This is a genomic window from Pseudonocardia spirodelae (assembly GCF_037727765.1).
Lineage (GTDB): Bacteria > Actinomycetota > Actinomycetes > Mycobacteriales > Pseudonocardiaceae > Pseudonocardia > Pseudonocardia spirodelae.
Genome location: NZ_JBBJUP010000006.1, coordinates 178,829 through 203,911, shown reverse-complemented (window position 1 = coordinate 203,911; position 25,083 = coordinate 178,829). Strand labels below are relative to the sequence as shown.

The 25,083-nt window shown below is 75.3% G+C and carries 29 protein-coding genes; 22 read left to right on the top strand and 7 right to left on the bottom strand.

Going from position 1 to position 25,083, the window contains the following annotated elements:
• Positions 1 to 57: 57 nt before the first annotated feature.
• The 5 genes from rpsP (at position 58) to WJX68_RS09620 (ending at position 2,204) form a co-directional block, all read left to right on the top strand.
• Positions 58 to 549, top strand: coding sequence for a 30S ribosomal protein S16 (rpsP, locus tag WJX68_RS09640; protein ID WP_340288312.1), 492 nt, complete (start codon positions 58 to 60; stop codon positions 547 to 549).
• Entirely contained in the window at positions 546 to 785 is a 240-nt protein-coding gene (locus WJX68_RS09635; protein WP_340288309.1) for an RNA-binding protein, read from the top strand. The genes rpsP and WJX68_RS09635 overlap by 4 nt, the downstream gene beginning before the upstream one ends.
• Positions 782 to 1,333, top strand: a complete 552-nt coding sequence (gene rimM, locus WJX68_RS09630) for a ribosome maturation factor RimM (protein WP_340288306.1) — start codon at positions 782 to 784, stop codon at positions 1,331 to 1,333. The genes WJX68_RS09635 and rimM overlap by 4 nt, the downstream gene beginning before the upstream one ends.
• Before the next feature lie 96 nt (positions 1,334 to 1,429).
• Positions 1,430 to 1,645: a helix-turn-helix domain-containing protein gene (locus tag WJX68_RS09625; RefSeq protein WP_340288304.1), complete on the top strand. Its 216-nt coding sequence runs from the start codon at positions 1,430 to 1,432 to the stop codon at positions 1,643 to 1,645.
• A gap of 13 nt (positions 1,646 to 1,658) precedes the next feature.
• Positions 1,659 to 2,204, top strand: a complete 546-nt coding sequence (locus WJX68_RS09620; RefSeq protein WP_340288302.1) for a Clp protease N-terminal domain-containing protein — start codon at positions 1,659 to 1,661, stop codon at positions 2,202 to 2,204.
• A gap of 17 nt (positions 2,205 to 2,221) precedes the next feature.
• Here the strand turns inward: WJX68_RS09620 and WJX68_RS09615 are convergent, their stop codons facing one another.
• A complete protein-coding gene (locus WJX68_RS09615) occupies positions 2,222 to 3,010 on the bottom strand; it encodes an MgtC/SapB family protein (protein WP_340288299.1) in 789 nt (262 codons plus the stop codon).
• A gap of 51 nt (positions 3,011 to 3,061) precedes the next feature.
• On the opposite strand from WJX68_RS09615, the gene trmD reads away from it, so the two are divergent.
• The 10 genes from trmD (at position 3,062) to WJX68_RS09565 (ending at position 13,137) form a co-directional block, all read left to right on the top strand.
• Entirely contained in the window at positions 3,062 to 3,838 is a 777-nt protein-coding gene (gene trmD / locus WJX68_RS09610; protein ID WP_340288296.1) for a tRNA (guanosine(37)-N1)-methyltransferase TrmD, read from the top strand.
• 436 nt (positions 3,839 to 4,274) lie between these two features.
• A complete protein-coding gene (gene rplS, locus WJX68_RS09605; RefSeq protein ID WP_340288293.1) occupies positions 4,275 to 4,631 on the top strand; it encodes a 50S ribosomal protein L19 in 357 nt (118 codons plus the stop codon).
• Positions 4,632 to 4,673: 42 nt separating this feature from the next.
• Positions 4,674 to 6,758, top strand: a complete 2,085-nt coding sequence (gene lepB, locus WJX68_RS09600) for a signal peptidase I (protein ID WP_340288290.1) — start codon at positions 4,674 to 4,676, stop codon at positions 6,756 to 6,758.
• Between the two features lie 71 nt (positions 6,759 to 6,829).
• Positions 6,830 to 7,633 carry a ribonuclease HII gene (locus tag WJX68_RS09595; protein WP_340288287.1) on the top strand — a complete coding sequence of 268 codons (804 nt, stop codon included), beginning with the start codon at positions 6,830 to 6,832 and terminating at the stop codon, positions 7,631 to 7,633.
• Complete coding sequence (locus WJX68_RS09590; protein ID WP_340288284.1) at positions 7,630 to 7,953, top strand: DUF2469 domain-containing protein; 324 nt, start codon at positions 7,630 to 7,632, stop codon at positions 7,951 to 7,953. Before WJX68_RS09595 ends, WJX68_RS09590 begins: the two co-directional genes overlap by 4 nt.
• A gap of 135 nt (positions 7,954 to 8,088) precedes the next feature.
• Entirely contained in the window at positions 8,089 to 8,451 is a 363-nt protein-coding gene (locus WJX68_RS09585; RefSeq protein ID WP_340288281.1) for a YraN family protein, read from the top strand.
• Positions 8,451 to 9,965 carry a YifB family Mg chelatase-like AAA ATPase gene (locus tag WJX68_RS09580; RefSeq protein ID WP_340288278.1) on the top strand — a complete coding sequence of 505 codons (1,515 nt, stop codon included), beginning with the start codon at positions 8,451 to 8,453 and terminating at the stop codon, positions 9,963 to 9,965. The genes WJX68_RS09585 and WJX68_RS09580 overlap by 1 nt, the downstream gene beginning before the upstream one ends.
• On the top strand, positions 9,962 to 11,125 hold the full coding sequence (dprA, locus tag WJX68_RS09575; protein ID WP_340288275.1) for a DNA-processing protein DprA: 1,164 nt from the start codon (positions 9,962 to 9,964) through the stop codon (positions 11,123 to 11,125). Before WJX68_RS09580 ends, dprA begins: the two co-directional genes overlap by 4 nt.
• Positions 11,126 to 11,156: 31 nt before the next feature.
• Complete coding sequence (locus WJX68_RS09570) at positions 11,157 to 12,101, top strand: tyrosine-type recombinase/integrase (protein WP_340288272.1); 945 nt, start codon at positions 11,157 to 11,159, stop codon at positions 12,099 to 12,101.
• Complete coding sequence (locus tag WJX68_RS09565) at positions 12,076 to 13,137, top strand: FliA/WhiG family RNA polymerase sigma factor (RefSeq protein ID WP_340288269.1); 1,062 nt, start codon at positions 12,076 to 12,078, stop codon at positions 13,135 to 13,137. Before WJX68_RS09570 ends, WJX68_RS09565 begins: the two co-directional genes overlap by 26 nt.
• Here WJX68_RS09565 and WJX68_RS09560 read toward each other — a convergent pair.
• On the bottom strand, positions 13,094 to 13,912 hold the full coding sequence (locus WJX68_RS09560; RefSeq protein WP_340288266.1) for a M23 family metallopeptidase: 819 nt from the start codon (positions 13,910 to 13,912) through the stop codon (positions 13,094 to 13,096). The two genes, WJX68_RS09565 and WJX68_RS09560, sit on opposite strands and share 44 nt — an antisense overlap.
• A 375-nt stretch (positions 13,913 to 14,287) precedes the next feature.
• Between WJX68_RS09560 and rpsB the strand changes: the two genes are divergently transcribed.
• The 5 genes from rpsB to WJX68_RS09535 all read left to right on the top strand — a co-directional run bounded on the left by rpsB (position 14,288) and on the right by WJX68_RS09535 (position 18,398).
• On the top strand, positions 14,288 to 15,151 hold the full coding sequence (gene rpsB, locus WJX68_RS09555) for a 30S ribosomal protein S2 (RefSeq protein WP_340288263.1): 864 nt from the start codon (positions 14,288 to 14,290) through the stop codon (positions 15,149 to 15,151).
• Positions 15,152 to 15,240: 89 nt separating this feature from the next.
• Positions 15,241 to 16,056, top strand: coding sequence for a translation elongation factor Ts (tsf, locus tag WJX68_RS09550; RefSeq protein WP_340288260.1), 816 nt, complete (start codon positions 15,241 to 15,243; stop codon positions 16,054 to 16,056).
• 100 nt (positions 16,057 to 16,156) lie between these two features.
• Positions 16,157 to 16,714, top strand: a complete 558-nt coding sequence (gene frr, locus WJX68_RS09545; RefSeq protein ID WP_340288257.1) for a ribosome recycling factor — start codon at positions 16,157 to 16,159, stop codon at positions 16,712 to 16,714.
• A 35-nt stretch (positions 16,715 to 16,749) separates the two neighbouring features.
• Positions 16,750 to 17,652, top strand: a complete 903-nt coding sequence (locus tag WJX68_RS09540) for a phosphatidate cytidylyltransferase (protein ID WP_422785682.1) — start codon at positions 16,750 to 16,752, stop codon at positions 17,650 to 17,652.
• Positions 17,649 to 18,398: a class I SAM-dependent methyltransferase gene (locus WJX68_RS09535; RefSeq protein WP_340288254.1), complete on the top strand. Its 750-nt coding sequence runs from the start codon at positions 17,649 to 17,651 to the stop codon at positions 18,396 to 18,398. Before WJX68_RS09540 ends, WJX68_RS09535 begins: the two co-directional genes overlap by 4 nt.
• Before the next feature lie 18 nt (positions 18,399 to 18,416).
• Here WJX68_RS09535 and WJX68_RS09530 read toward each other — a convergent pair whose 3' ends face one another.
• Positions 18,417 to 18,902, bottom strand: coding sequence for a Rieske (2Fe-2S) protein (locus WJX68_RS09530; RefSeq protein ID WP_340288251.1), 486 nt, complete (start codon positions 18,900 to 18,902; stop codon positions 18,417 to 18,419).
• A gap of 170 nt (positions 18,903 to 19,072) precedes the next feature.
• On the opposite strand from WJX68_RS09530, the gene WJX68_RS09525 reads away from it, so the two are divergent.
• Together WJX68_RS09525 and rlmN are read left to right on the top strand one after the other, a co-directional pair.
• Positions 19,073 to 19,651, top strand: a complete 579-nt coding sequence (locus WJX68_RS09525) for a hypothetical protein (RefSeq protein ID WP_340288248.1) — start codon at positions 19,073 to 19,075, stop codon at positions 19,649 to 19,651.
• Between the two features lie 32 nt (positions 19,652 to 19,683).
• Positions 19,684 to 20,793: a dual-specificity RNA methyltransferase RlmN gene (gene rlmN / locus WJX68_RS09520; RefSeq protein WP_340288245.1), complete on the top strand. Its 1,110-nt coding sequence runs from the start codon at positions 19,684 to 19,686 to the stop codon at positions 20,791 to 20,793.
• 39 nt (positions 20,794 to 20,832) lie between these two features.
• On the opposite strand, the gene WJX68_RS09515 is transcribed toward rlmN, so the two are convergent.
• The 4 genes from WJX68_RS09515 to WJX68_RS09500 are packed head-to-tail and all read right to left on the bottom strand — an operon-like array spanning position 20,833 to position 25,048.
• Positions 20,833 to 21,957, bottom strand: a complete 1,125-nt coding sequence (locus WJX68_RS09515; RefSeq protein WP_340288242.1) for an ABC transporter ATP-binding protein — start codon at positions 21,955 to 21,957, stop codon at positions 20,833 to 20,835.
• A gap of 30 nt (positions 21,958 to 21,987) precedes the next feature.
• Complete coding sequence (locus WJX68_RS09510; protein WP_340288239.1) at positions 21,988 to 22,857, bottom strand: carbohydrate ABC transporter permease; 870 nt, start codon at positions 22,855 to 22,857, stop codon at positions 21,988 to 21,990.
• Positions 22,857 to 23,795 carry a carbohydrate ABC transporter permease gene (locus WJX68_RS09505; protein ID WP_422785681.1) on the bottom strand — a complete coding sequence of 313 codons (939 nt, stop codon included), beginning with the start codon at positions 23,793 to 23,795 and terminating at the stop codon, positions 22,857 to 22,859. The genes WJX68_RS09510 and WJX68_RS09505 overlap by 1 nt, the downstream gene beginning before the upstream one ends.
• Positions 23,792 to 25,048 carry an ABC transporter substrate-binding protein gene (locus WJX68_RS09500; RefSeq protein WP_340288236.1) on the bottom strand — a complete coding sequence of 419 codons (1,257 nt, stop codon included), beginning with the start codon at positions 25,046 to 25,048 and terminating at the stop codon, positions 23,792 to 23,794. The genes WJX68_RS09505 and WJX68_RS09500 overlap by 4 nt, the downstream gene beginning before the upstream one ends.
• Between the last annotated feature and the right edge of the window lie 35 nt (positions 25,049 to 25,083).

Sequence of the window (25,083 nt, the reverse complement as noted above, 5' to 3'; positions counted from 1 at the left end):
CGCGAGGCCGGCTGACTCATCGCAGCACGAATCGACATTCGCGAGGAGCACCACAGCGTGGCCGTCAAGATCAAGCTGATGCGTCTGGGCAAGATCCGTCAGCCGTACTACCGCGTCGTCGTCGCGGACTCCCGTACGCGCCGCAACGGCCGGGCCATCGAGACGATCGGCAAGTACCACCCGAAGAACGAGCCGAGCCTCATCGAGATCGACTCGGAGCGGGCGCAGTACTGGCTGGGCGTCGGCGCGCAGCCGACCGAGTCGGTGCAGAACCTGCTCGAGATCACCGGCGACTGGCAGAAGTTCAAGGGCCTGCCGGGCACCGAGGGCACCCTCAAGCCGCAGGTCGAGAAGGTCGACAAGCTGGCCCGCTTCAACGAGGCGCTGGCTGCGGCCAACGAGGAGCCGAGCACCGCGGCCACCACCCCGAAGAAGAAGGGTGGCGACCGCGCCGGCAAGACCGCTGACGCCGCCCCGGCCGAGGCCGCGACGAAGAGCGACGACGTCGCCGACGCGACCAAGGACTCGGCCGAGCCGGCCGCGGAGTGACCGTGCTGGCGGACGCGCTCGAGCACCTCGTGCGCGGCATCGTCGACCACCCCGACGAGGTCCGGGTGGACCTGGTCACCGGGCGCCGTGGCCGGATCCTCGAGGTCCGGGTGCACCCCGACGACCTGGGGAAGGTGATCGGCCGGGGCGGGCGCACCGCCACCGCCCTGCGCAACGTCATCGGTGGTGTGGGCGGTCGCGGCGTGCGCGTCGACGTCGTCGACACCGACCGGTGAGCTCGACCGCATCCGACGACGCCGGCCAGGTCCTGGTCGGCGTCGTCGTGCGTGTGCACGGCCTGCGCGGCGAGGTCGTCGTCGAGCCGCGCACCGACTCGCCCGCCGAACGGTTCGCGGTCGGATCGGTCCTGCAGGGGCGGCGCCCCCGCGGCGCCGCTCCCGGCCCGCTGACCGTCGCCGGGGCGCGCGCCCACTCCGGGCGCTGGCTGGTGCTCTTCGAGGGCGTCGCCGACCGGAACGCGGCCGAGGAGCTGCGTGGTGTGCAGCTGCTGCTGTCGACCGCCGCCCTCGCCGAGCCGGAGGACCCGGAGGAGTTCCACGTCCACCGGCTGACCGGCCTGCGGGCCGAGCTGGCCGACGGGACGGCGGCCGGCACCGTCACCGACGTCGTGCACGGCCCCGGCGGGTCGCTGCTCGTCGTACGGCGCCCGGCCGGGCACGACGCGCTGGTGCCGTTCGTGGAGGCGATCGTCCCGACCGTCGACCTCGACGGCGGCCGCGTGGTCCTCGACCCGCCCGAGGGGCTGCTCGACCCGCAGGACTGATCCCGGCCCGGTACCCGTCGCGGTGCCGGGCCGTTCGTCGGTCCCCGGTGTCAACCTGGGTTGACAGGCGGGTGGTGTCAACCCAGACTGACGGACATGAGCGATGCGACGGCGGTGGCCGCGGCGGCGTCCAGCACGGACCCGGCCGTGGGGCTGCGGGCGGTGGTGGCCCTGCGCGAGCTGCAGGAGTCCCTGGAGGAGCTGCAGGTCACCAGCGCCCGGGACCAGGGATGGTCCTGGCAGCAGATCGCCGACGCGCTCCGGATCAGCCGGCAGGCGGTGCACAAGAAGTACCGCCGGCTCGGCCTCTAGAGGGGAGAGGCACGTGTTCGAACGGTTCACCGACGAGGCCCGGCGGGTCGTGGTCCTGGCCCAGGAGATCGCCCGGATCCGGCGCGCGCCGCGGATCGGGCCCGAGCACCTGCTGCTGGGGCTCCTGCGCTGCCCGGGGACACCGGGGGAGGAGCTGCTGGCCGCGGCCGGGGTCGACACCCGAGCCGCCGAGCGGGCCCTCGACCGGACGGCCGGCCCGGCCGGGCCGGACGCCGACGCACTGGCCACGCTCGGCATCGACCTCGACGCCGTGCGCCGCGCCGCGGAACGCAGCTTCGGCGCGGGGGCGTTCGACCGGGCGTCGCGCGGGCGGTGGCGGTCCGGGCACCTGCGGTTCGACCGGGCCGCCAAGACGGTGCTGGAGCTCGCGCTGCGCGAGGCCGTCCGGCGCGGGGACCGGTTCATCGGCACCGAGCACGTGCTGCTGGGGCTGGTGCGCCCGGACACGGCCGCCTCCCGGGTCCTCGACGAGGCCGGGATGACCCTGTACCGGACGCGCCGGGCCCTCGACGAGCTCCGCGGACGCCGGGCGGGCTGACCGGGGCGCGGCCCGGGTCAGGCGTGGTCGTGCAGCCCGCGGGCCGGGGCCCCGGCGTCGTCGGGGTCCTCGTCGTCGGTCTCGTCGGGGTCCGCCCGGGTCTCCGCCGAGCGGACGCCCGCGGTCTCGGACAGGGCGGCGGCCAGGCCGACGAGGTCACCCCGGCCGTCCAGGCGCAGCGTGACCCCGGTGACCCGGGCGCCGTCGTCGTCCACGGTGCCGCGGTGCACCGCGACGCCGGCCACCGAGAACCCGGCCGCGGTGCAGCGTTCCAGGACGCCGCGGAGCACGCCGAGTCCGTCGTCGTAGCGGATGCGCAGGACCGGCGGGCGGCGCCGGTGGCGGCGCACCACCCGGGCCAGCGGCCGCAGCCCGCGGGTCACGAGGAAGTGTGCGCCGGTGGCGAGCACGGCCAGCAGCGGCAGGCCCGCCCCGCACGCGGTCCCGACGGCGGCGGCCAGCCAGATCGTGGCCGCCGTGGTCAGGCCGCGCACCACGTCCTGCCGGACGAAGATGAGCCCGGCGCCGACGAACCCGATCCCGGAGACGATCTGGGCCGCGATCCGGGAGGGGTCGAGCGCGACGTGCTCGGTGCCGAGCAGGTCGGCGAAGCCGTACTTGGAGATGACCATGAACACCGCGGCGCCCACGCCCACCAGGACGTGCGTGCGCAGCCCGGCGCTCTTGGCCCCGGCCTCGCGTTCGAGCCCGATGGCGATCGTGAGCAGCAGGGCGAGCAGCACCGGCGGCAGCAGGTCCCACTGCGCGGAGGTGGACCACAGCGGCCCGGTCCATCCGTCGGGCATCGTCCGACCTCCCTCTCCGCGGCGGTGACGTCGCCTGCGACGATCCGCGGCGTGCGGATCGACGTCGTGACCATCTTCCCGTCCTACCTCGGACCGTTGCGCGAGGCACTGCTGGGGCGGGCGATCGAGCGGGGGCTGCTCGAGGTCGCGGTGCACGACCTGCGGGACTGGACGCACGACGTGCACCAGGCCGTCGACGACTCCCCGTACGGCGGCGGCCCGGGTATGGTCATGCGCCCGCAGGTGTGGGGCGAGGCCCTCGACGCCGTGCTCGCGCAGGACCCGCGGCCCGCACGGCTGGTCGTGCCCACCCCGGCCGGGCGGCCGTTCACCCAGGCGACCGCACACGCCTGGGCCGGCGACGAGCGGCTCGTCTTCGCGTGCGGGCGCTACGAGGGCATCGACGAGCGCGTCCTGCTCGACGCCCGCTCGCGCGGCGTCACCGTCGACGAGGTCTCGATCGGCGACTACGTGCTGGTCGGCGGTGAGGTCGCGGTGCTGGTGATGGTCGAGGCCATGGCCCGACTGCTGCCCGGGGTGCTCGGCAACCCGCGGTCCGCGGCCGAGGACTCCTTCTCCGACGGGCTGCTGGAGGGGCCGTCCTACACGCGTCCGGAGCAGTGGCGGGGCCTGGCCGTGCCGGACGTGCTGCGCAGCGGCAACCACGCCGCGATAGCCCGCTGGCGCCGCGACCGCGCCCTGGAACGGACCCGGGACCGGCGCCCCGACCTGCTCGGGATGCTCCCCGAGGGCGCGCTGGACGCCGCCGACCGCGCGGTGCTCGCCGCCGGGCGCCCCGGCGGCGACGACGCCGGCGCCACCGGCTGACCGCTCCCGGGCGGTGGACCCCCGCCCGGCGACGCCGTCCCGGCCGCACCCGCCGCGACGGGGCCGGCGCGGGCCCCCGGACGGTCCCCGCCGCCGTCGCCCGGCGGGGGACCGGACGCGACCGGCGGCGCGCGCCGTCCGCCCCCGGAGCGCGCCCGCGGGCCCGGTCCGGCGCCCGGGAGACCACCGGGTGTCCGGCCCGGTCGGCCCGTCTGGCACTATGGACGGGTTGCCAGCGCCGCGTGCGGTGCCCGGTAGCGGTCACGTGCCCCCCCGGTCCCGCCGGAGGCGCCGGCCGTACCGGTGCCTGCCGCCCGGAGGAGCGTCGTCGCCCCAGGCGGCACGACGGCCCGGGTGGCCCCGGGCGGAATCCCCGGATCGACCGGGGCGGCACCGCACGACCCGCACGAACGACACACGAGGACGGACCGTCGACATGAACACCCTGGACGCACTGGACGCGGAGACCCTGCGCTCCGACATCCCGAACTTCCGCCCCGGGGACACCCTCAAGGTGCACGTGAAGGTCATCGAGGGCAACCGCTCCCGGACCCAGGTCTTCCAGGGCGTCGTCATCCGCCGCCAGGGCTCGGGCGCCCGCGAGACCTTCACCGTCCGCAAGATCTCCTTCGGCGTCGGCGTCGAGCGCACCTTCCCGGTGCACACGCCGAACATCGAGAAGATCGAGGTCGCCACCCGCGGCGACGTCCGCCGGGCGAAGCTCTACTACCTCCGTGACCTCCGCGGCAAGGCCGCGAAGATCAAGGAGCGCCGCGAGACCACCGCGTCCTGACCGTCACCCTGTCGTGACGGACCGGTGACGTAATCTCGACGCGTGGCCTTCCCCGAGCTCCCCGACGACCGCCGGGCCCGCCCCCGGCGGTATCGCGGCGGCGACGCCCCCGAGCGCACCGGCAGGCGTCGGGCCCCCGAGGACCCGTCGCCCGCCGGTGGTGAGCCGGGGGCCGACGAGCAGCAGTGGCTGCTCGGGGCCGCTCTGCAGCACGGGGTGCCCGCCCGGGACGGTGCCGCCGGTGAGCCCGAGGGCTCGCCGCGCGGCGTCCGCACCCGGCACGCGTCGGCACCGGACGACGACGCCGACGGGGCCCGGCCCCGCGGCCGTCGTTACCGCAACGGGTTCGACGAGCTCGCCGCCGGGCGCACCGGCAGGCACGGCACCGAGCCCGGGCCGGCCGGCCCCGCACGCAACGGTGTCCCGGCCCCGGCCGAGGGCCCGGACTCGCTGCGGGCGCGCTCCGCGGCCCGGCTGAACCCCGCCGGGACCGAGCAGCCCGCGACCGAGCGCCCGCCCGGCCGTTCCAGGCCGCCGCCCGGGCGTGCCCACCCGGAGCAGGCCCCCGACGGCCGTCGCCCGTCCGCCGGGCGTCCCGACGGCACGGGACGGCACGGCGTACGGCCGCCGGCCGAGCCCGGGCAGGACCTGCGCCCGCGCCGCCACGGCCCGGACGACGGGATGCCCGCCCGCCGGATCCCGCCGCCCGTTCCCGGCGCGCCCAGCCGTGCGCGCGGCCCGGAGGGCGCCCCCCACGGCCGTCCCGATGCCGCCGATACCCGCGCCCTGCCCGGCCCGCCCGCCCGCGGCCCGGCGGCCGAGTACACCGGCCGCCCCGCGGCCCCGTACCCCGGGAAGCGCCCCGGCCGTGCCGAGGGCACCGGTGCCTACGCGACCGACCGTGCGCCGCGACGCCCCGACGGCCCGCCGGCCGAGGGCGCGCTGCCGCCCCGGCGCCCGTCCCGGCCCGCCGACGGGCCGGATCCGCGCCGTCGCCGTCCGGTCGCGCCGCCGCCGGAGGACCTCCCGGACACCGACGCCGCCGACCCGTACCCCGACGCGGGCGACCCCCGTCCGCCGCGCCGCCGACCGGCCGCCCGCGTCCCGGCCGCCGCACCCGCCGACGACGCCGCCGAGCCCGAGGACGACGGCACCGCCGTCCCCGGCGCCGACGAGCCCGCGGGCCCCCGCGCCGCCCGTCGTCGCGCACCGTCCGGACTGGCCGGGCGGATCTCCGCGCTGACCGGCCGCGGCGGGGCCGCGGCCGCCACCGCCGGCGAGGAGAGGTCCAAGCCGGCGTTCTGGAAGGAGATCCTGCTCCTCGCGGGGGTCGCCATCCTGCTGACGGTCCTCATCCAGACGTTCCTGGCGAAGGTCTACGTCATCCCCTCGGGGTCGATGGAGACCACGCTGCACGGCTGCACCGGCTGCAACAACGACCGCGTGCTCGTCGACAAGGTCACCTACAACTTCACCGACATCACGCCCGGCGACATCGTCGTGTTCCGCGGGACCGACGGCTGGGCGAGCGAGACCTACTCCGGCGAGGGCACGGAGAACCCGCTGCTCAAGGGCCTGCAGCAGGTCGGGTCGCTGGTCGGTATCGCGCCGCCGGACGAGAAGGACTTCGTCAAGCGGGTCATCGCCGTCGGCGGCCAGACCGTGTCCTGCTGCGACGCGCTGAACCAGGTCGTCGTCGACGGCCAGCCGCTGACCGAGCCCTACATCTACTACCTGCCCGAGGCCGGCCCGGCCCGCCAGATCCCCTTCGGGCCGATCACGGTCCCCGAGGGCCAGTACTGGATGATGGGCGACTCGCGGAACAACTCCGCGGACTCGCGCGCGGCCGGGCACGGCCCGATCCCCGAGTCCAACATCATCGGCAAGGTCCGGCTGATCGTGCTGCCGTTCGACCGGTTCGGCTGGGTCAGCGCGGTCGACCCGCAGGTCACGACCGCCGACGCGGCCGGAGCACCGGGCCTGCCCGGCGGCCTGCCGCTGGCGCTCGGGATCATGGGGACCCTGCCGCTCGCGGCGAACCGGCGCCTGACCCTGCGCGCCCGCGCCGAGGCCGAGCGGTTCCTGCCCGCGACGCGCCCCCCGCGCGGGTGGCGCCGGCGATCCTGACCGGGAGCGGCGTGCCGGTACCTCCCGTCCGCGCCCGCCCGACCGGACGGCCGCGCCCGCGCCGACGCCCCGTGCGGGTCCTGCCCGACGGCCTGCGCCCGCCCCGCGCCGTGGTCCGCGACGGCGGCAGCTGGACCCTGCAGACCGTGCTCCAGCGGCACGGGCTGGGCCCGGTCGCCGGTGTCGACGAGGCCGGCCGCGGCGCCAGCGCCGGACCGCTGGTGATCGCCGCGGCGGTGCTGCGGCCCGCCGACGCCCGGGCCCTCGACGGGCTGACCGACTCCAAGCTGCTCACCCCGGCGGCGCGCGACCACTGGTACGACCGGATCCGCAGCCGGGCGCTGGACCACGCGGTCGTCGTCGTGCCGTCGGCCGAGGTGGACCGCCGCGGGGTGCACGTCGCCAACATCGAGGGCATGCGACGGGCCGTCGCCGGCCTGACCGCCGTGCCGCCCGGCTACGTGCTCACCGACGGCTTCCCGGTCCGCGGGTTCGGACGCCCCGCCCTCGCCGTGCCCAAGGGCGACCGGGTCGCGGCCTGCATCGCCGCGGCCTCGGTGCTCGCGAAGGTCACCCGCGACCGCATCATGACCGAGCTCGACGCCGAGCACGGCGCCTACGGTTTCGCGGTGCACAAGGGCTACAGCACCCCCGACCACGAGGCCGCGCTGCGCACCCACGGGCCGTGCCCGGAGCACCGGTTCTCCTTCGCCAACGTCGCGGCGGTGGCCGGGCGCGGGCTGCCGACGGGGCTGGTCCACAATGTGTCGGTCCCCGAGGAGGAACCCGGCGCGACGGACCCCGGCCACGCGGCCGGAGCCGGTGCCGGGGCGTGGGAGTCGTTGGAGATCGTCACAGGAGGAGCGGGCCGGTGAGCGCCGAGGATCTCGAGAAGTACGAGACCGAGATGGAGCTCACGCTCTACAAGGAGTACCGCGACATCGTCGCGCAGTTCTCCTACGTCGTGGAGACGGAGCGGCGCTTCTACCTGGCCAACTCCGTCGACGTCGCGCCGCGCAACGCCGACGGCGAGGTCTACTTCGAGGTCCGGATGTCCGACGCGTGGGTGTGGGACATGTACCGCCCGGCGCGGTTCGTGAAGAACGTGCGGGTCGTGACGTTCAAGGACGTCAACATCGAGGAGCTCGACACCCCCGACCTGCGGCTGCCCGACAGCGACCAGTTCCCGGGCTGACGTCCGTAGCAGGCGGCACCGACGGTTCCGGGCCCGCGCCGTCGCGGTCCGGGGTGCCCGTCCACACCCCGCGATTCCGTCCACAGCCCGCCGATCCGTCCCGGCGAGGACCCCGCGCGGCCCGATCGTGGACCCATGGCAGCGAAGGACGAGCTCGGCCGCCGCGGTGAGGACACCGCCGCCGAGTACCTCGAACGGCAGCACGGGATGGTCGTGCTCAGCCGCAACTGGCGGTGCAAGGACGGCGAGCTGGACATCGTCGCGGTCGACCGGCAGCAGCGCCTGGTGTTCTGCGAGGTGAAGACCCGCTCGGGGCTCCGCTTCGGCGAGCCCGCCGAGTCGGTGACCCCGCGCAAGATCCGCCGGATCCGCGCGCTGGCCCGCGCGTTCATGGCGGCCCACCACGTCACCTGGGTCGAGGTCCGGTTCGACGTCGTGGCGGTGCTGATGCCGCCCGGCCGGCCGGCCACCCTCACCCACTACCCGGCGGCGTTCTGATGCGGCCCCCGGCCCGGGTCTGGTCGGTCGCGCTGCACGGCGTCGACGGCGTCCCCGTCGAGATCGAGGCCGTCATCGGCGGCGGGATGCCCGGCGTGCACCTGGTGGGGCTGCCCGACGCGGCGCTGAACGAGGCGAAGGACCGGGTGCGTTCCGCGGTCGTGCACTCCGGGCGGTCGTGGCCCAACGAGCGGATCGTGCTCGCCCTGTCCCCGGCGACCCTGCGCAAGACCGGGTCCCGCTTCGACCTCGCCCTCGCGCTCGGCGTGCTGGTGGCGGCGGACGCGGTGCCGGCCGACCGGCTGCGCGGCACCGCACTGCTGGGCGAGCTGGCCCTCGACGGCCGGTTGCGCCCCGTCCGCGGGGTGCTGCCCTGCCTGCTCGCGGCCCGCGAGGCCGGGATGGAGCGCGCCGTCGTCCCCCGGGCGGCGCTGCCCGAGGCCGCCCTGGTGGACGGCCTCACCGCGTACGGCGCCGACAGCCTCGCCGAGGTGCTGGACTGGGCGGCCGGCAACCGGCTGCTGCACCGCCACGACGGGACCGGCGACGCGGCGGCGCCGCAGTCGCTGCCCGAGCTCGCCGACGTGCTCGGGCAGGAGGACGCCCGGCACGCCCTGGAGATCGCCGCCGCCGGCGGGCACCACCTGCTGATGATCGGCCCCCCGGGCACCGGCAAGACGATGCTGGCCCAGCGGGTGGTCGGGCTCCTGCCGGACCTCGACCGCGACGAGGCCCTGCAGCTGGCGGCCATCCGGTCGGTCGCCGGTCGCCTCGGCGACACCGGGGCGCTGAGCACGGTGGCCCCGTTCGTCGCCCCGCACCACTCCGCGTCCGCCGCGGCGCTGCTGGGCGGGGGCAGCGGTGTCGCCCGGCCCGGCGCCGTGTCGCTGGCCCACCGCGGCGTGCTGTTCCTGGACGAGTGCCCGCACTGGCCGGCCGCCGTCCTCGACGGCCTGCGCACCCCGCTGGAGGAGGGCGAGGTCCGGCTGTCGCGGGCCGACGGCACCGTCCGCTACCCGGCGCGGTTCCAGCTGGTGCTGGCGGCCAACCCGTGCCCGTGCGCGCCGCCGGTCGACCGGGACTGCACCTGCCGTCCCGACGCGCGGCGCCGCTACCTCGCCCGCCTGTCTGGCCCGCTGCTGGACCGGGTCGACCTGCGGGTCGCGATGGCGCCGGTCACCGCGCTGCGCGTCACGGGGGAGCGCGGCGAGGACACCGCGACGGTCCGGCGCCGGGTCCTCGACGCCCGCGCCGCCGCCGTCGCGCGGTGGTCGGAGTTCGGGTGGCGGTGCAACGCCGAGGTGCCCGGCACCGAGCTGCGCACCCGGTTCCCGCTGCCGGGGCGGGTGCTGGCCCCGCTGGAGGCGAGGCTGCGGTCGGGGGAGCTGAGCGCACGCGGGGCCGACCGCGCCCTGCGCGTGGCGTGGACGCTGAGCGACCTCGCCGGTGCCGAGCGGCCCGGCCGCGGCCAGGTCGACGCCGCGCTGTACTTCCGCGAGCGGGGTGCGGCGTGACCGCGCCCGCCGCGCCCGGACACGCGGTGCCGACGGAGGTCCTGCGGGCCCGCGCCTACCTGATGCGCTGCGTCGAGCCGCCCAACCGCCACCTCGTCGCCCTGGTCGGGCGCCACGGCCCGGTCGAGGCCGCCGACCGGCTGCGCCGCGGCGCGGTCGGCGACGACCTCCTGCGCGCCGCCGCGGCCCGGCGCGCCACGGACCGGTCCGAGGCGGACCTGGCCGCGGCGGCCGCCGCCGGCGCACGGCTGCTCGTCCCGGAGGACCCCGGCTGGCCGGCGTGGGCGTTCGCCGCGTTCGACCGGGCGGGTCGCGCCGACCTCGCGCCCCCGGTCGCGCTCTGGGCGCGGGGCCCCGGCGGGATCGCGGCGCTGTCCGACCGCTCGCTCACCGTCGTCGGGTCCCGGGCCGCGACGCCGTACGGGCTGCACGTCGCGGCCGAGTTCTCCGCCGCGCTCGCCGCGCGTGGCGTCGCGATCCTGTCCGGGGCCGCGTTCGGCATCGACGCGGCCGCCCACCGCGGCGCACTGGCCACCGACGGCAGCACGGTCGCGGTGCTGGCCTGCGGCCCCGACCGGGTCTACCCGGCCGCGCACACCGAGCTGCTGGAACGGATCGCGGCCACCGGTCTCGTGCTGTCGGAGTACCCGCCCGGCACCGTCCCCGGCCGGCTGCGGTTCCTGGTCCGCAACCGGCTGCTCGCCGCGCTGGGGTCCGGGACGCTCGTCGTCGAGGCCGGGGCACGCAGCGGGACCAGGCGGACCGCGGCCGACGCCACCGCGCTCGGGCGGCCCCTGATGGCCGTGCCCGGCCCGGTGACCTCGGGCCTGTCGGTCGGCTGTCACGAGCTGGTCCGGTCGCTGAGCGCCTCGCTGGTCGGCCGCCCCGAGGACGTGCTGGAGGTCGTCGGGCGGCTCGGCGTCGACCTCGCCGTCCCGCCGCAGGGGGAGAGCCGGCCGACCGACGGCCTCGCCCCGCGGGTGCTCGCCGTGCACGACGCGCTGCCCGCCCGCGCGGCCTGGCCACCCGGCCGGATCGGCGAGGCGGCCGGTGCCGGGCCCGACGAGCTGCGCGCCGCCCTGACCGAGCTGGAGGAACGCGGCCTGGCCGAGTACCACCAGGGCCTGTGGCAGCGCACGGCGCGCCGCGGCGGTCCTTGACCTGGGCGCCGCGTCGGCGGACCGTCCGGGCATGGTGCGCAGCGGATCCTCCGAGTCCGTCCCCGGCGACGGCGGCGGCCTCGCCCCGGACGTGGCCGCCGCGCTGGAGGACTTCACCGCCCACCTGCGCCACGAACGCAACCGGTCCCCGCACACCGTGCGCGGCTACCGGTCCGACCTCACCGACCTGCTGCGCGACCTGCCCGGGCTCGCCGCGCTGGACCTCGACCACCTGCGCCGTCGCCTGGGTGCCACGCACGCGGCGGGCGCGGGGCGCGCCACCGTCGCCCGCCGCACGGCCGCGGCCCGCACGTTCTGCGCCTGGGCCGTGCGCACCGGGCGCCTCGCCCAGGACCCGGCAGCCCGGCTCGGCTCGCCCCGGGCGGGCACCGTGCTCCCCGAGGTGCCCGCGGCCGCCGAGACCGCCGCCGTCCTGGACGCGGTCACCGCCGGCGCCGCCGAGGACACGCCCGAGGCGCTGCGCGACCTGCTGGTCCTGGAGCTGCTCTACGCGACCGGGATCCGCGTGGCGGAGCTGTGCGGGCTGGACGTCGGCGCCGTCGACGAGAGCGCCCGTACGCTGCGGGTCCGGGGCAAGGGCGACCGGGAGCGCACCGTGGTGTTCGGAGTCCCGGCCGCCCGGGCGCTCCGGCGCTGGTGCGAGCACGGGCGGCCCGCGCTCGCGACCCCCGCGTCACCGCCTGCGCTGCTGCTCGGGGTGCGGGGCGGACGGCTCGACCCGCGGGTCGCGCGGACCGTCGTACACCGCGCGATCCGGGCGGTCCCGGGCGTCCCGGACGTCGGGCCGCACGGTCTGCGGCACGCCGCGGCGACCCACCTCCTCGAGGGCGGGGCCGACCTTCGTTACGTACAGGAGTTGCTCGGTCACGCTACGCTGTCGACGACACAGCTCTACACGCATGTGACCGTCGACCGGCTGAAGGTGGTTCATGACCAGGCCCACCCTCGGGCGTGAGGTGGCCCCCCGGGCGCCGCACCGTCCCGACGCGTTCCCGATCGCCCTGGCCACGGCCCTCGACCGCACCGCATCGGGGGTGGACGGCCACCGCGGCACCGTCGTCGACCCGCTGCCGGTCGCGCCCGGCGCCGGTCCGTACGGCCTGCCCCTCGCGCCGTTCGGACGGGTGCGGGCCACCGACCGGCCCTCGCCCGCCCCGGGTGCGGCGCGGATCGCGCTGGTCCCCGCGACGGCCGAACCGCGGCGCGACACGCCCGGCGGCCCGCGCGATCACCTGATCGAGACCGTCGAGGCGGCCGTCGTGCCGCTCTGGCGGCTGTTCCTGGCCGGCCGGGCCGCCGACGTGCGACGGCGGCTGGTCGAACACCACGCGCCGCTGGTCCGCGGGGTCGGGACGAAGCTCGCGGTGCGGCTGCCCTCGTCGATCGAGCTGGCGGACCTGCTGCAGTCCGGGACGTTCGGGCTGATGGAGGCCGTCGACCGGTTCGACCCGGCCCGCGGGATCCGCTTCGAGGCCTACGCCGTGCAGCGCGTGCGCGGCGCGATGCTCGACGAGCTGCGCGCGCAGGACTGGGTGCCGCGCACCGTGCGGGCCCGCAGCCGCGAGGTCGAGCGGGCCCGCGAGGCCGTCCAGTTCCGCGCCGGTCGCCCCGCGACCGACGGCGAGCTGGCCGCCGAGCTGGGCGTCGCGATCCGTGACCTGCGCCTGGCGCGACGGCCGATGTACCTGGTCAGCGCCGAGGACCTCGGCTCCGGAACGGCCGGTGGCTCCCCGCTCGCGACGCTGCCCGCCGACGAGACCGCCGACCCGGTGTCCGCCACGGTGCGCCGCGAGACCGGTGCCGAGCTACGCGCCGCGATCGGCCGGCTGGGGGAGCGGGACCGCCTGGTCCTGCGCCTGTACTACGTCGAGAACCGGACGCTGGCCGAGATCGGCGGGGTCCTCGGGGTCACCGAGTCGCGGGTGTGCCAGCTGCACGCCCGGATGATCACCCGGCTGCGGGCGTCGCTGGAACCGGCGCTGGCAGGCTGAGCACGACCGGGTCCGGCGGGTCCGGCGCGCCGTCCCACGGCAGCAGCCGTACCCGCGGCGGGCGCAGCAGCACCAGCGGGTCGAGGTGGTCCAGGCGTTCCCGCCGGACGCCCCAGTGCAGGCAGGCCGCGACCGGACAGCCCGGGTGCCCGGGCTCCAGCGCCCCCACCGGGTCACCGCCGGCGAGCCGGTCCCCGGCGGCGACGCCCGCGGTGACCGGCTCGTAGGTGCTCCGCAGCCCGTCGGGGTGGTCGACCGACACCACCCCGCGTCCGGCGATCCGCCCGGCGAACACGACCACGCCCTCCCGCGCGACGAGCACCGCCTGCCCCGGTGTCCCGGCCAGGTCCGCGCCGCGGTGCCCGCGGCCGAAGCGGAACGCGGGCTTGCGGAACAGCGCGGTGACCGCGGGCGCGGGCAGCAGCGGCCAGGAGTAGTCGGCCCCCGGGGCCGGGATCCCCGCGCCGGGCGGCCGGGCCGGCGGGGCGGGGCCCGCGGGTGGCGCCGGCTCGGCGGCCGCCGCCGGCCCCGGCGGCCCGAGCGCGAGCACCGTCACCACGACGGCGGCGAGCCCCACGAGCACCCGCAGCACCGCCCGCGGCCGGGCCCCGGCCAGGGACGCCGTCCGGGACCCCGCGGTGGCGGAGCCGCCCGGCGGCGGGACAGCCGGGTGCGGCGGCGCACCGGGGGCCACGGAGCCGGCGGTCCCGGCGGGGTGGACGGGGTCGGCGGGGCGGCTGGACTCGGCGGACGCGTCGCAGGAGCGGGAGGACACCCGTCCAGCCTGCGTCGACGACCGCTCGTCGCCACGGCGGAGTGCCCGGCTGTGGACGTACCCGCCGGTTGTGGACGGAGCACCCCGCAACCGGGCTCCGCCGCGATCGCCCCGCGGGCCCCGGCGTACACTGGTCCCCGCACCACGCTCGTCGTGGTGACTTCGCGCGCCCGCTCGCCCGGCGCACCGTCCCTCCGGGGTCCGGCGCCGGGAGCGGAGGCCGGGCGGTCCCGCGATCCCGTCGTCGCAGCACCACGCGACACGGGCCACCGGGTCCGGCCCCGCCGCGGGCGCCAGGGTGGTCCACCTGCCGGTGGGCCCACGCAACCGCTCGCGCGGCACCCGCCGCGCCCGACCGAGAGGTGAACGCAGGCCATGGCCGTCGTCACCATGAAGCAGCTGCTCGACAGCGGCGTGCACTTCGGGCACCAGACCCGTCGCTGGAACCCGAAGATGAAGCGCTACATCCTCACCGAGCGCAACGGCATCTACATCATCGACCTCCAGCAGACGCTGTCGTACATCGACCGCGCCTACGAGTTCGTGCGCGAGACCGTCGCGCACGGCGGGACGATCATGTTCGTCGGCACCAAGAAGCAGGCCCAGGAGGTCATCGCCGAGGAGGCGGGCCGGGTCAACATGCCCTACGTCAACCAGCGCTGGCTGGGCGGCATGCTCACCAACTTCCAGACGGTCCACAAGCGGCTGCAGCGCCTCAAGGAGCTGGAGTCGATGGAGCAGACCGGTGGCTTCGAGGGCCGCACCAAGCGCGAGATCCTGACCCTGACCCGGGAGAAGGACAAGCTGGAGAAGACCCTCGGCGGTATCCGGGACATGTCCAAGGTCCCGTCCGCGGTCTGGATCGTGGACACCAAGAAGGAGCACATCGCCGTCGGCGAGGCCCGGAAGCTCAACATCCCGGTCGTCTCCATCCTGGACACCAACTGCGACCCGGACGAGGTCGACTTCCCGATCCCGGGCAACGACGACGCGATCCGCTCGGCCGCGCTGCTGACCAAGGTCATCGCCAAGGCCGCCGCCGACGGTCTGGTCGCCCGCGGCCAGCGCCGTGGTGAGGGTGGCGAGGCCACCGCCGAGCAGCCGCTCGCCGAGTGGGAGCAGGACGTGCTGGCGGGCAACGAGGTCGGCTCCGACGGTGCCAGCCTCGCCGCCGCCGGTGGCGACGGCGCGGCCGCCGCGGCCGCCCCGGCGTCGACCAGCAACGGCACCCAGAACTGAGCGCGCGCACCCGGCGGGCCCCACCAGGGCGCGCCGGGTGCGACCCGGACATCCGTTCCCGTCACGACCCAGAGGACGAGAGACACCCGATGGCGAACTACACCGCCGCCGACGTCAAGCGGCTCCGTGAGCTCACCGGCTCCGGGATGATGGACTGCAAGAAGGCGCTCGAGGAGTCCGAGGGCGACTTCGACAAGGCCGTCGAGCTCCTGCGCATCAAGGGCGCGAAGGACGTCGGCAAGCGCGCCGAGCGCGCCACCGCCAACGGCCTGGTCGTCGCCGACGGCGGCACCCTGGTCGAGCTGGACTGCGAGACCGACTTCGTCGCCAAGTCCGACGACTTCATCGCGCTGGCCGAGAAGATCCTGGCCGCCGCGGTCGAGCAGAAGCCCGCCGACCTCGACGCCCTGCGCGAGACCAAGCTCGAGGACGGCACCGTGGGCGAGGCCGTCCAGGCCCTGTCCGCCCGCATCGGCGAGAAGTTCGAGCTCAAGCGCTACGCCCAGGTCGCCGGCCAGGCGGCCGTCTACCTGCACAAGCGCGCCACCGACCTGCCCCCGCAGATCGGCGTGCTGCTGTCCTACGAGGGCGACGACGCCGAGGCCGCCCGCGGTCTCGCCATGCAGGTCGCCGCGGCCCGCCCGCAGTACCTCACCCGCGACCAGGTCCCGGCCGACGTCGTGGAGAACGAGAAGAAGATCGCGGAGGCCACCGCCCGCGAGGAGGGCAAGCCCGAGCAGGTCCTGCCCCGCATCGTCGAGGGCCGGGTCAACGGCTACTACAAGGACGTCGTGCTCCTGGAGCAGGCCTCCGTCGTGGACCCGAAGAAGTCGGTCAAGGCCGTCGCCGACGAGGCCGGCCTGACCGTCAACGACTTCGTCCGTTTCGAGGTCGGCCAGAACTGATCCCCCGCCCCCGCCCGGGTGGTGCGCGCAGCACCGCCCGGGCCGGGGGTGAGAGGATCGAGAACGTCAGCGCGAACGACCAGGGCCGGGGGAAGCTACCGTGATCGAGGAAACCCTCTTCGACGCCGAGGAGAAGATGGAGAAGGCCGTCACGGTCGCCCGTGACGACCTCGCGTCGGTGCGCACCGGCCGGGCGACTCCGAACATGTTCTCCCGGATCAGCGTGGACTACTACGGCGCCTGGACCCCGCTGAACCAGCTCGCCTCGGTGAACATCCCCGAGGCCCGGATGGCGGTCATCAAGCCCTACGACGCCAGCCAGCTCAAGCAGCTGGAGAAGGCGATCGCCGAGTCCGACCTGGGCGTGAACCCGTCCAACGACGGCCAGATCATCCGCGTGATCATCCCCGCCCTCTCCGAGGAGCGGCGCCGCGAGATGGTCAAGGTCGCCCGCGGCAAGGGCGAGGACGCCCGCGTGGTCGTCCGCGGCCTGCGCCGCAAGGCGATGGACGAGCTGCACCGCATCCAGAAGGACGGTGAGGCCGGCGAGGACGAGGTCGGTCGCGCCGAGAAGGAGCTGCAGACCGTCACCGACCGCTACGTCGCACAGATCGACGACGCGGTCAAGAACAAGGAAACCGAGCTCCTCGAGGTCTGAGCCCGGTGCCCTCCTCCTCCGACGCTGCCGTCCCCGTGACCTCCGAGCTCCCGGGTGACGGTCCGGCCGGCGCGCCGCCGCCCGACGGTCCGCCGCTGGTCCGCGGACAGAAGGGCTTCAAGCGCTCCCGCATCGGGCGCAACCTGGTCGCCGCGATCGCGGTCGGCGTCGGTCTCGGCGTCGTCATCCTGCTGAGCCTGCTCGTCGTGCGGCAGGGCTTCGTCCTGGTGCTGGCCGCGGTCACCGCCGTCGGCACCTGGGAACTCGCGGGTGCGCTGCGCCGGGGCGCCGACATCCGGGTCTCGCTGCCGGTCCTGCTCGTCGGCGGGCAGGCCGTCGTCTGGCTGTCGTGGCCGTTCGGGCTGCGCGGGGCCGCGATCGCGCTCGCCGCGACCGTGCTCGGCTGCCTGCTGTGGCGGATGCGTGCGGGCGCCGCGCACTTCCTGCGCGACATCAGCGCGTCGCTGTTCGTCGCCGTCTACGTCCCGCTGCTGGTCGCCTTCGCCGTGCAGCTGACCACGGCCCCGGACGGCGTGGGCCGCGTCCTGACCTTCCTGCTCTGCGTGGTCGCCTCCGACGTCGGCGGGTACGCCGCCGGCGTCGTCGCGGGCCGGCACCCGATGGCGCCGACGATCAGCCCGAAGAAGTCCTGGGAGGGCTTCGCCGGCTCGCTCGTCGCGGGCATGGTCACCGGCTCGCTCTGCCTCGGCCTGCTGCTGGACGGCGACTGGTACTGGGGCCCCGTGGTCGGCGTGCTGATGGTCGCGACCGCGACCCTCGGCGACCTCGTCGAGTCGCTGGTCAAGCGCGACCTGGGGGTCAAGGACATGGGCCACCTGCTGCCGGGCCACGGCGGTCTGATGGACCGGCTGGACTCGCTGCTGCCGACCGCGTTCGTCGCGTGGGCGATCCTCGGGATCGTCGTCCCGATCGCGTGAGGCGCGGTTACCCCGGGTTCGGCGGTCAGCAGAAGGCCGGGCCCGCGATCCCGAGCCCGAACATCTGGAACTGGCCGGAGATCTACGAGATCGAGAACCGCGCCCAGGACGCCGACGGCGACCTGTGGTCGGCGCTGGCCGAGGAGACCGGCGGCTGGGACGGCGCCGACGTCGTCGACGTCGGCTGCGGCGACGGCTTCCACCTCCCGCGCTTCGCCGAGCGCGCCGCCACCGTCGCCGGTGTCGAGCCGCACCCGCCGCTGGTCGAGCGGGCCCGCCGCCGCGTCGCCGGCGACGACCGGATCACGGTGCACGCCGCCGGCGCGGAACGCCTGCCGCTGCCCGACGGGTCGGCGGACCTGGTGCACGCGCGCACCGCGTACTTCTTCGGGCCCGGCTGCGAGCCCGGCCTGGCCGAGGCGGAGCGGGTGCTGCGCCCGGGCGGGGTTCTCGCCGTCGTCGACCTCGACTTCACCCGCCGCCCCTACGGCACGTGGCTGCGCGCCGACCTGCCCCGCTACGACCCGCCGGCGGTGGACCGCTTCTTCGCCGCGCAGGGCTTCACACTGCGCCGGGTGCTCTCGACGTGGCGCTTCGAGCGCCGCGCGGACCTGGAGGAGGTCCTGCGCATCGAGTTCTCGGTGCGCACCGCCCGCCGGGCGATCGACGACGTCGCCGACCGCACGGTCCGGGTAGGCTACCGGCTGCACGTCCGGCGCCGCGCCGACGGCCTCGTCCTGCCGTGACGCGACGCCGGGGACGCCTCAGGCGAGGGTGATCGACCCGTCCGCGACGGTGACCCGGCGCGGGTCCAGCGGGCGCTGGGCCGGGCCGTCGACCACGGCGCCGTCGAGGGAGAAGCGGCTGTTGTGGCAGGGGCAGACGATCTGGCCGCCGGTGACCTGGCTGACCGTGCAGCCCTGGTGCGGGCAGATGGCGGACAGCCCCGTGTACTGCCCCTGCGTGGGCTGGGTGACGACGACCTGCTCCTCGGAGTAGATCTTGCCGCCACCGACCGGGACGTCCGAGGCCGGGCCGAGCGCGGTGCCGGGGGAGCCCTGCGGGGCGTCGCCGGTCTGCGCCTGGCCGCCGGAGTCGGCGGTGGTGCTCCCGCCGCTGCTGCAGGCCGCGACCGCGCCGACGGCGGCGATGCCGGCCCCGGCGACGACGGCGCGGCGGCCGAGGACGGGCCCGCGGGTGCGGGGCTCGTCCCGCTCGCCGGCGGGGGAGGAGGTCGGGTGGGGGGTCATGGCACTCCCGGGGACGGCCGGGCGCGCCCGGCGGTGTGGTGGTGGCGGCCCGGGAGTCGGGGACCCGGGCACCCCCCGAGCCTCCCACGGTGTCCGATTCGCGGCGTGACGGGTGTCGCGTTGCGCGACACCCGCGCCGGCCCGGACGCCGCTCTCGCTACCGTGGGTGCATGCCGTACACGATGCGCCAGCCGTCGCTCGGCGTCCCCGCGCCGAGCCTGGAGATCGTCCTGGGCCTGCTCGCCTGGGCGGTCGGCGCGGGGGCCCTGGCGAGCGGTCTCGCCAGCGTCCTGATCGCCCTGGGCATCTTCCTCACCGCGTACCTGTGGATCGTGCGGCGGCGCAACGCCGCGACCGCGGTCACCCTGCACCCCGAGCGCAAGCGCCGGATGCAGCGCCTGATCCTGATCGGGGCGGCGGGGATCGTGCTGCTGCCGACGCTGCTGTCGCTGGTCGGCTACGGCGAGCTGGCCACGGCGCTGTCCGCGGCCCTGGTGGGCGTGCTGCTGATCCAGGCCTCCACCGTGCTGGAGGAGCGCAGCCTGGTCGCGACGGGCGGGCTGGTGCTGGTCATCGCCGCGTTCGGGGCGTTCCTGGCGCTGACCTGGACCGGTCAGGGCACCGGCTCGGCGGTCCCGGTCATCGGCATGGGCGCGGCACTCGTGCTGTGGGTGGCCGCCGCGCGGCGCCTCGGGATCCTGCTGGACCTGTCGCGCCGCTACAACGTGCGGATCCCCGGGATCCGCTGACCGCGGGCGGGGCTGGCACACTGGTGGGTGCCATGTCCAGCCTCCCGCTCGTCTTCGACGCACCCCGCCGCGGCACGCCGCCCCGCCATCTCGCCGACGTCGCCCCGGCCGACCGTGCCGCCGTCGCGGCGGAGCTCGGCGTGCCGACGTTCCGGCTCGACCAGCTGGCCCGCCACTGGTTCGGCCGGCTCACCGACGACCTCGAGGCCATGAGCGACCTCGGCGGCGAGGTCCGGGAGAAGCTGCGCCCGCTGCTCCCGCCGCTGGTCACCCCGCTGACCGAGAAGGCGTGCGACGGCGGCGCCACCCGCAAGACGCTGTGGCGCGGCCACGACGGCGTGCTGGCCGAGAGCGTGCTCATGCGCTATCCGGACCGCGCGACGGTGTGCATCTCCAGCCAGGCCGGCTGCGGCATGGCCTGCCCGTTCTGCGCGACCGGCCAGGGCGGCCTGCAGCGCAACCTGTCGACGGCCGAGATCGTCGACCAGGTCCGCCGCGCCGCGGCGCAGGCCCGCGACGGCGTGCTCGACGAGCCCACCCGCCTGTCGAACGTCGTGTTCATGGGCATGGGTGAGCCGCTGGCGAACTACAAGCGGGTCGTCGCCGCCGTCCGCCGGATCACCGAGCCCGCCCCCGACGGGCTGGGCATCTCGGCGCGCGGCGTCACCGTCTCCACGGTCGGCCTGGTCCCGGCGATCGACCGGCTGCGCGAGGAGGGCCTGCCGGTCACCCTGGCGATCTCGCTGCACTGCCCGGACGACGAGCTGCGCGACACCCTCGTGCCGGTCAACAACCGGTGGAAGGTCGCCGAGGTCCTCGACGCCGGGCGCCGCTACGCGACCACCACCGGGCGCCGGGTCTCCATCGAGTACGCGCTGATCCGCGACGTGAACGACCAGCCGTGGCGCGCCGACATGCTGGCGAAGGTCCTGCGGCAGCACATCGGCACGTCCCGGGTGCACGTCAACCTCATCCCGCTGAACCCGACGCCGGGCAGCGAGTGGGACGCCTCGCCCAAGCCGGTGGAGGAGGAGTTCGTGCGCCGGGTCCGCGCGGGAGGCGTCGCCTGCACCGTGCGCGACACCCGGGGCCAGGAGATCGACGCCGCCTGCGGGCAGCTGGCCGCGTCGCACCCGGGCTGACCGCCCGGCGGCCCCCTCGAACCGCCGGGCGGTACCCGTCTAGAGGCGGTCGCCCGTCTCGGGGTGGAACAGGTGCAGCCCCTCGGTGGACGGCGTGAGCGCCACCCGGTCGCCGCGCCGCGCCCCGGTCCGGCCCGCGGTCCGCACGACCACGGAGTCGTCGTGCGAGCCGGTCAGCGACGCCGTCGCCGACAGGTCCCCGGAGGACTCGGCGAGGGTGCCGTAGAGGTAGGCGTCGGACCCCAGCTCCTCGACGACGTCGACGCGGGCCGGGATGCCCTCGCCGCCGTCCGGGGCGACGGTCCACTGCTCGGGCCGGATGCCCAGCGTCACCTCCGTGAGCTGCTTCGACCCGATCGTCGACCGGACGTCCTGCGGCAGCGCGACCTCGCGACCGGCCAGGGTGACCCCGCGCTCGGTGACCCGCGCGCGGAACAGGTTCATCGCCGGTGACCCGATGAACCCGGCGACGAACGCGTTCTGCGGCCGGTCGTAGAGGTCGGCCGGGGAGGCGAACTGCTGCAGCTTGCCGTCGGCGAGCAGCGCCACCCGGTCGCCCATCGTCATCGCCTCGACCTGGTCGTGGGTGACGTAGACGGTGGTGACGCCGAGCCGTCGCTGCAGCGCGGCGATCTCGGTGCGGGTCTGCACGCGCATCTTGGCGTCGAGGTTCGACAGCGGCTCGTCCATCAGGAAGACCCGCGGCTCGCGCACGATCGCCCGGCCCATCGCCACGCGCTGGCGCTGCCCGCCGGACAGCGCGCGCGGCTTGCGGTCGAGGTAGTCGGTGAGGCCGAGGATCTCCGCCGCCTCCTTGACCTTGACGGCCCGGTCGGACTTGTCGATCCCGGCCATCTTCAGCGGGAACGCCATGTTCTCCGCGACGGTCTTGTTCGGGTACAGCGCGTAGTTCTGGAAGACCATGGCGATGTCGCGGTCGCGGGAGGCGACCCCGACCATGTTCTCGCCGTCGATGCGGATCGAGCCGCCGTCGATCTCCTCGAGCCCGGCGAGCATGCGCAGCGCCGTCGACTTGCCCGAGCCGGACGGCCCGACGAGCACGACGAACTCGCCGTCCTCGATGGTCAGGTCCAGCCGGTCGACGGCCGGCTTGGCGCCCGGGGTGTAGATCCGGGACGCCTGGTCGAACACCACGTCAGCCACGGCGGGCTCCCATCCTGTTCACGAACACGGTCACTTGACGGCCCCGAAGGACAGGCCCTGCACGAGCTTGTTCTGGGCGATCCACCCCGCGATGACGACGGGGAGCGCGGCGACGGTGGCCGCCGCGCAGAGGCTGGCGAAGTACAGCCCCTCCGAGGTGATGAACCCGACCAGGTAGACGGGCACGGTCGCGGCCCGCGAGGCGGTCAGGTTCACCGCGAAGAAGAACTCGTTCCACGCGAAGATGCTGCAGATCAGCGCGGTGGCGGCCATGCCGGGGGAGATGATCGGCAGGACCACCTCGCGCAGCGAGCGCCACAGCGAGGCCCCGTCCATGCTCGCGGCCTCCAGCAGCTCCTTGGGGACCTCGAGGAAGAACGAGCGCATCATCCACACCGCGATCGGCAGGTTCATCGCGGTGTAGAGCACGATCAGCGTCCAGATGTTGTCGAGCGCGCCCAGGTAGTTCACGACGACGTAGATCGGGACGATCGCGGCGACGACCGGCAGCATCTTGGTGGAGATGAAGAAGAACAGCACGTCCTGGGTCTTCTTCACCGGCCGCAGCGACAGCGCGAACGCGGCCGGCGTGCCCAGCAGCAGCACCAGCACCGTCGAGGCGACGGTCGCGAACAGCGAGTTCAGCAGGTACGGGCCGACCCCGCCGCCGAACACCTCGGCGAAGTTGTCGAAGGTCGGCACGAAGAAGACCGTGGGCGGGATGGTGACCGCCTGCGCCTCGGTCTTGAAGGCGGTCATCACCATCCACAGCACCGGGAAGAAGAACCCGAGCCCGACGATCCAGGCGAGCACGCTCAGCAGCGCCCCCGGCCCGCGCGACGTGCGGCGCGGTGCCGTCGCGGCCGGGGTGGCGGTGGTGCGTTCGTCGACGGCGGTCATCACGCCTCCTCGGCGGCGGAGAAGCTGCGGAAGATCAGGCGCAGGGCCAGGGTCGCGACGATGATCGTCGCGACCACGGTGACGACACCCATCGCGGCGGACTCGCCGATGTCGAAGCCCAGGAACGCCCGCTGGTAGATGTAGAAGGGCAGGTTCGCCGACGCCGTGCCCGGGCCGCCCTGGGTCATCATGTAGATGGTGTCGAACGTGTTGACCAGGTAGATCGCGCCGAGCACGACGCCCAGCTCGATGAAGCGGCGCAGGTGCGGCAGCGTGACCTCGCGGAACACGGCGAACCCGGTCGCCCCGTCCATCCGGGCGGCCTCCAGGACCTCGGGCGGCTGCGAGCCGAGCCCGGCCAGGATCAGCAGCATCATGAACGGCGTCCACTGCCACACCAGCGCGATGATCACCGCGGCCCGCGGGAACGTCGACACCCAGTCGGTCTGCCCGGCGCCGAACGGCGAGAGCAGGAAGTTCACCAGGCCGTAGGTGGGGTCGAACAGCACCGACTTCCACAGCAGCGCGCCGGCGACCGGCGTGATGAGGAACGGCGTGATGATCAGGGTGCGGACGATGCCGCGGCCGAGGAACGCGCGGTTGAGCAGCAGCGCGATCAGCAGCCCGAGCACCATCGCGATCGCGACCGCGCCCAGGGTGAGCAGGATCGAGTTCAGCGCGACGCCGCGGAACTGCGAGTCGGTGAACACCGTCGCGTAGTTCTCGAACCCGACGAAGCGCTGGCTGCCCGGGCGCACCAGGTTCCAGGACTGCAGCGAGTACCAGATCGTCACCAGGAACGGCAGCTGCGTGACGATGATCGTGAAGATCAGCGCGGGCAGCAGCGGTGCCCGCCGGATCCAGCCGTCGCGGCGTTCCGCGGCCGGCGAGGTCTGCCGTTCCGGTGCCGCCTGCGGCGGGGCCTCTGTGGTGGTCACCGGTCGCCTCCGCTCTGCTGGTAGGACTCGCCGACGGTCGCGGCGTACTGCTGGGCCTGCTCCAGCGCCTCGTCGGCGGACTGCTGCCCGGCGATGGCGGCGGAGATCTGCTGGCTGACGCGGGTGCCGAGGTCCTGGAACTCCGGGATCCCGACGAACTGCAGCCCGGTGTAGGGCACCGGGTCGCGGGTGGGGCGGTCCTGGTCGGCGGCGTTGATGGCGGCCAGGGTCTGCGGTGCGTAGGCCCGCGACGCGGCGACGTACTCGGGGATCCGGTACGTCGACTGCCGCGCGCCGGGCGGGACGGAGGTCCAGCCGAGCTCCTCGCCGACCAGCTGCTGGTAGGGCTTGGACGTCATCCAGGACAGGAACTTCCAGGTCGCGTCGACCTGCTCGGGGCCCTTCTCCGCGGTGGTGCGGGGGATGGCCAGTGCCCAGGAGTACAGCCAGCCCGAGGACTGGCCGTCGACGCCGGTCGGCGCGGGCGCGTAGCCCACCTTGCCGGCGACGTTGGACTGGTCCGGGTCCTCCAGCAGACCCGCGGCGACGGTGGCGTCGAACCACATCGCGGTGTTGCCCTGGCTGAACTGGTTGCCGCACTCGGAGAACCCGGATCCGGCGGCGCCGGCCTGGCCGTCGCGGCGGACGAGGTCGACGTAGAAGTTCACCGCGCGCCGCACCTCGGGCGAGGTGAGCTGGGCGTTCCACTGCTCGTCGAACCAGCGGCCGCCGTAGGAGTTGATCATCGCGTCGACCGGGGCCATGACCTCGCCCCAGCCGGGCTTGCCGCGCAGGCAGATCCCGCCGCGGCCCTGCTGCCGGTCGGTGAGCCGGTCGGCGAAGCGCGCGACGTCGTCCCAGGTCGGCTTCGCGGGCATGGTCAGCCCGGCCTGCGCGAAGAGGTCCTTGCGGTACATCAGGAACGCGGACTCGCCGTAGAACGGGACCGAGTACATGTGCCCGTCCGGGCCGGAGAGCGCGCCGCGGATGGTGGGGGTGAAGTCGTCGCGGTCGTAGGCGGCGTCCATCAGGGGGTCGAGGTCGACCAGCCAGCCGTTGCGGGCCCACTGCGGGGTCTCGTAGTTGGAGATCATCACCGCGTCGAACTCGTCGCCGCCGGTGGCGACCGACGCGGTGATCTTGGCGCGGGCCTCGTTCTCCGACAGGCTGACGAAGCGCAGCTTGATGCCGGGGTTCTCGGCCTCGAACCGCGGGCTGAGCTCGATCGCGTCCTCCATCTGGGGGTTGGACACGATCGCGATGGTCACGATCCTCGCCCCCTCCGGGA